4 protein-coding genes and 1 pseudogene are annotated in these 5,554 nt (G+C 67.2%); all 5 read left to right on the top strand.

Translation table 11 applies throughout. The features are described from left to right. On the top strand, nucleotides 1-702 hold a 702-nt coding region (locus tag Q8N10_RS15395), incomplete at its 5' end, for a flagellin (protein ID WP_304781627.1). Nucleotides 703-824: 122 nt separating this feature from the next. Further along, on the top strand, nucleotides 825-1,109 hold the full coding sequence (locus Q8N10_RS15390; RefSeq protein WP_304781626.1) for a hypothetical protein: 285 nt from the start codon (nucleotides 825-827) through the stop codon (nucleotides 1,107-1,109). Between the two features lie 185 nt (nucleotides 1,110-1,294). Next, nucleotides 1,295-2,122, top strand: a complete 828-nt coding sequence (locus Q8N10_RS15385; RefSeq protein ID WP_304781625.1) for a flagellin — start codon at nucleotides 1,295-1,297, stop codon at nucleotides 2,120-2,122. A gap of 147 nt (nucleotides 2,123-2,269) precedes the next feature. Beyond that, nucleotides 2,270-5,068, top strand: coding sequence for a hypothetical protein (locus Q8N10_RS15380; RefSeq protein ID WP_304781623.1), 2,799 nt, complete (start codon nucleotides 2,270-2,272; stop codon nucleotides 5,066-5,068). A gap of 57 nt (nucleotides 5,069-5,125) precedes the next feature. After that, nucleotides 5,126-5,554, top strand: a pseudogene (locus Q8N10_RS15375) (hypothetical protein); the annotation flags it as partial.

Raw genomic sequence — 5,554 nt, 5'->3', positions numbered from 1 at the left:
GCGAAAGACAACGGCGCCATCTGGGCCATCGCCCAGAACCAACGCGCCACCTCCGGCTCTCTGAACGCCGTCAAGGACTCCCTGCAGCGCTCGCAATCAACCGTAGACGTCGCCATCGCCGGTGGCGAAGCCGTCTCCGATTTGCTTCTGCAGATGAAGGAAAAGGCCTTGGCAGCGTCCGACTCCAGCCTCGACACCGCTTCGCGGACAGCCCTGAACGACGACTTCAACGCCATGCGCGACCAGATCGCGAAGTCGGTCTCAAACGCCACGTTCAACGGCGTGAACATGATCAGCGCCACCGGCACCACCATCGCCGCCCTGGCCAATGACGACGGCAGCTCGAAGATTACGGTCCAGGCCCAGGACCTGTCCCTGGCCGGCATCGGTTTGAGCACGGGCTCGATCTCGACCCAGACGACAGCCGCGGCCATGATCGCCACCGTCGGTACAGCGATCACCACGGTCTCGACCGCTCTGTCGAAGATGGGTACGGGCTCCAAGTCGCTCGGCGCCCACCTGACCTTCATCGGCAAACTGCAGGACTCGATCGACGCCGGGGTGGGTAACCTCGTCGACGCCGACCTGGCCAAGGAAAGCGCGAGGCTGACCTCGCTGCAGACCAAGCAGCAGCTGGGTGTCCAGGCGCTCTCGATCGCCAACAGCTCGTCTTCGGGTCTGCTCAGCCTCTTCCGCGGCTAAGCAGGCGCTCGAGGCGGCGACGCCTCGTCACCGGCCGGACCTGGCGGGGAGGGCGAAGTCCTCCCCGCCGATTTCGGTCAAACAGGGACGTTCACGGGCACCCCCCGTCAACGAAGGGAGAAATGGAAACCAAGGCTACGAAACTGGCGTCGATCACCGACCGGACCCTCAACCAGCAACCGCAGGTTCACGCCGCACCCGCACCGCTCGCGGTCAGGATCGCGGCCGGGGACGAAAGTCAGGCGGACTTCCGGCTGGTCATCGAGGAACAGGCGGGCTCCTACGTCTACAAGACAGTCGACCGGCGGACCGGTGACATTGTGGCGCAGTATCCGAGGGAAGAACTCCTGAAGATGCGGGAGGAAGAGGGCTACGCCGCCGGCACGGTAATCCGCGCCAAGGTCTGACGAGGCTCAACAGCCTCTGAATCTGCATGGTCTCACTGCCCCGGGAAACCGGTCGGCAGCCGCTCGCATATGGGCGTTAACCTTCTGGACACCATGATTCCATAGCTTCCAGCGCAGGAAGACCGGTCCCACCGACTCGCAAAAGAGCCGGTTGAAGGGGGCGGGCGCGCCAAGGAGGCCGGGTAGTGTCAATCAGCGTTCATACCAACAAGTCAGCCCTCGTCGCGCTGCAGAACCTGAACAAGACCAACGATGAACTGAGTGACGTTCAGAACCGTATCAATACGGGCCTGTCGATCGCAAACGCCAAGGACAACGCCTCGGTCTGGTCCATCGCCCAGGGGCAGCGCGCCGACATCGGCGCCCTCTCGGCGGTGAAGATGAGCCTGGACCGGGCCCAGTCGATCGCCGAAGTCTCCATGGCGGCCGGCGAGTCGATCTCCGACCTTCTCGTCCAGCTGAAGGAAAAGGTGGTTTCCGCCCAGGACCCCTCGCTGGATACCAATTCCCGCACCGCCCTGGACGCCGACTTCAAGTCGATCCTGCGGCAGATCAGCCAGGTCGGCCAGAACGCCAACTTCGACGGCGCCGACATCCTGGACGGCACCACCACCTCCATCCGCTTCCTCGCCAACGCCGACGCCAACGCCTACATCACCCTCTCCGGGCAAGACATGAGCCTGGGCATGGGCATCATCACCATGCTGCCCACGGCCTCGATCAACACCATCGCCGATGCCGCCCAAGCCCTGATCGACCTCGACGCCTCGATCGGCAATGTGAACCAGGCCCTGGGCGCCTTGGGGGCCCAGGCCAAGCAGATCGAGAACCACAACAAGTTCGTCTCCAAGCTGACCGACGTGCTGCAGGCCGGGATCGGCAACTTGGTGGACGCCGACGTGGCCAAGGAAAGCGCCCACCTGCAGGCCCTCCAGGTCCAGCAGCAGCTGGGCGCCCAGGCGCTTTCGATCGCCAACCAGGCGCCGCAGATCATCCTGTCGCTGTTCAAGTAAGTTGCGCGCGTCCCCACACCGGGAACGTCTTGAGGTCCGGGCGTTTCGCGCCCGGGCCTTTGTCGTCTTAACTCTGTGGCTTAACCCCTCGTCATTGCCTGACGTGCGAAGATCTGGTCGCGGATCTATGTCCGCGGACGGCAATTCATGACCATCACCTTCGACACCAACATTCTGCTGAACTACTACCAGGGCCGCGCCGGCGTGCCCCTGACGTCGGCCGGTGGCGGTGCGCCGGCCAAGAAGTACGCCCCGAGCGCCCCGTGGCTGCCGGGCGCCCAGACCGCCTCCAACACCCCGTCGCTGATGACCACGGCGGTCAAGAACGCCATGCTCGGCCGCAAGCTGGTGAATGAGGACGCCGCCCAGCTCGACCTCGCCGGCGCCAGCGCCGACTACAAGAAGCTGTTCGCCCTCTATCAGGGCATCGACACCCTGGCCGGTGTGGTCGATCAGATAGGCGGCAAGAACCTCAGCAGCACCGACAAGGCGCGCATCCAGTCAGTGTTCGCCAAGGGCCTGAGCGAGATCACCGCCTATACCGACAAGCTCGACCTGGACCAGCTGCGCCTGACCACGGCCACCGTGGCCGACAAGGCCAAGTCCACCGTCGGGGTGACCCGCGCCAAGACCGACTACACGACGCCGCCGCTGGTGTCGGGAAACGTCAGCGCGCCGATCGACGCCTTCCAGGGCGAGGTGAAGTTCAACATCTCGATCAAGCGGGTGAATGTCGTTCACGACGTGGCCATCGACCTCAACGAGATGGGCGCGACGCCGCGCAGCATGAGCAACGTCCTGTCCTACATTAACAGCAAGCTGGAGGCCGCCGAGGTCGGGACCCGCGTTTCGTCCCTGCGCATCCCTGGCGGCGACCGCATGATCCAGATCGGCGGCAAGGCCACCAAGGTCGGCGTCAATCCCGACCAGTGGGCGATGAAGTTCAACATCGACTCCGGCGACACCCTGACCTTCTCGGCCCCCAAGACCGAGCCGGCCATCTACCTCGCCCAAAGCGTCGGCAATCCCGATCCCGACGGCAAGTCCGCCACCAAGGACGGGGTGATCGTCAGTCAGCTGTTGAAGGTCCAGACCGACACGGCCGACGTGACGCCGCCGCCCCAGCCCACCGGCGAGGCCAACTATGTCGACGGCCGGGTCTGGGCCAAGGACATGGAAAAGTCCGTGGGCACGGTCCACGCCACCCAGGTCGCCTCCGACGGGTCGGTCTATGTCCTGGCCGATGTCTCCGACAAGGTCTCCGGCCAGACCATCAAGGGCGACCAGGATGTCGCCCTGCTGAAGTATGACTCCGCCGGCAAGCTGCTGTTCACCCGCACCCTGGGGGCGTCGTCCAACGCCACCGGCATGGCCCTGGCCGTCTCGGCCGACGGCAAGATCGCCATCGCCGGCAAGGTGACCGGCGACCTGAGCGGCGCGGCCGAGGGCGCCTTGAACTCCGGCGCCACCGGCAGCTTCGCCACCCAGTCCGACAGCTTCGTCACCGTCATGGACGGCGATGGCCAGGAACTCTGGACCGAGCGCCGCGGCGCGCGCCAGAACGACGAGGCCACCAGCATCGCCTTCGGCGCCGACGGCAGCGTCTATGTCGCCGGTCGCGCCCAATCCAGCCTGCCCGGGACCACCGGGCTCGGCGGCTGGGACAGCTATGTCGAGGGCTTCAAGGCCGACGCCAAGAACAAGGTCACCACCCTGTTCGTCCAGAGCGTCGGCTCCGCCGGCTCCGACCGCCCCGGCGGCCTGGTGGTGGACGGCGGCTCCCTGATCCTGGCCAACAACGAGTCGGGCCGCGCGGTCATCCACCGCTTCGATATCTCCGGCGGGACCCCGGTCGAGACCGCCACGCGCGACCTGGGCGACCTGTCGGGCGGCGCCATCGCGGGCCTCGCCCTGGACGGCGGCCAGCTGGTGATCGCGGGCTCGGCCGGCGGCGACAGCCTGTCGGCCGGCGTCACCACCCGGGCCTACACCAGCGGACTCGACGCCTTCGCCGCGCGGATCTCCGCCGACCTGAGCGCCGGCGCCGGTGACCGGCTGGCCTATTACGGCGGCGCCGGCGACGACAAGGTGACCGGCATGGCCCTCTCCGAGGGCCGGGTCTATCTCACCGGCCAGGCGGGCACGGACCTTCCCGACCTTGACGCCAAGGGCAAGAAGGACGGCTTCCTCACCGAGCTGAACCTTGACACCGGCGCCACCGGCTTCACCCGCCGGTTCACCGGCAAGGACGGCTACGCCACCCCCACCGCCATCGCCGTGGACAATTCCGGGGCCAGCGCGCTGGACCGCCTGGGCCTGCCCAAGGGCACGCTGGACATGACCGACTCCGTCCAGCTCAGCGCGGTCAGCGCCGTGCGGCCTGGCGACCAGTTCCAGGTCAAGGGCGGCAATGGCGGCACGTTCAAGACCATCACCATCGAGGCCGGGGAGACCATGGAGAGCCTGGTCACCAAGCTGAAGCGCGGCCTGAACTACCAGGCCGACGTCAGCGTCGTGACCTCCGACGGCCAGCGCAAGCTGCAGATCAAGCCGCAGAACCCGCGCAACATCCTGGAGTTCGCGCCGGGCAAGTCCGGCCGCGACGCCCTGGCTCTGCTGGGGATTCCCGAGGGCGTGGTGCGCACCACCGTGCTGAGCAAGGACGGCAAGGCCACCTCGGCGGACGGGAAGGGGACCTTCTACGGTCTCGGCCTCGACAAGGCGATGAACCTCAGCAACGCCGAGGAGATCTCCCACACCAAGGCCGAGCTGGCCTCGGCCCTCAATGTGATCCGCACCGCCTACAAGGACCTCAAGGAGGCCGCGACGCCGGAGGCCCAGAGGAAGGCCGAAAAGGCCAAGGCGACGGGCAATGTCCCGGCCTATCTGACCAACCAGATCGCCAACTACCAGGCCGCCCTCGACCGCCTCGGCGGCGGCGGCTAGATCGCCTGCCGATCACGAACGCTTGAAACCGTCACACGCGCGGTCTAGCGAGAGGCCATGGATATGTTCAATGATCGACGGATTGTGCTGGCCCTGATCGGCGGCGCCCTGGCCCTGATGGCTGGGCTCGGCATCGCCATCGGCATGGTCTCCAAGACCCGTAACGACAGGGACGCGGCCCCGCCCGCGTCGCAGGGCGGCCTGGTGGTGGAGACCACCACCGCCGACGACGGCGGCATCGACCCCGCCCGGCCCCTGCGCTGCTTCGTGGCCGGCCAGTACGTCGGCGAGGTCACCCTGGCCGAATGCGCCAAGAAGAACGGCGTGGCCACCGGCGCCCTGGACGTCGGCGTCGACGCCACCGGCGCCCTGGCCGCCGCCGATGACGCCGGCACTGTCCTGACCCCCCTGCCGCCCGTGCAGACCGCCGCCGTCGAGCCCACCCTGCCGCCGGCCGCCGCCGCCACGCCGGCCGCCGCCACCCCG

It is taken from the genome of Phenylobacterium sp. (genome assembly GCF_030693625.1).
Classification (GTDB): domain Bacteria; phylum Pseudomonadota; class Alphaproteobacteria; order Caulobacterales; family Caulobacteraceae; genus Phenylobacterium; species Phenylobacterium ferrooxidans.
The sequence above is the reverse complement of the archived record's forward strand: the minus strand, read 5'-3'. Positions and strand labels throughout refer to the sequence as shown.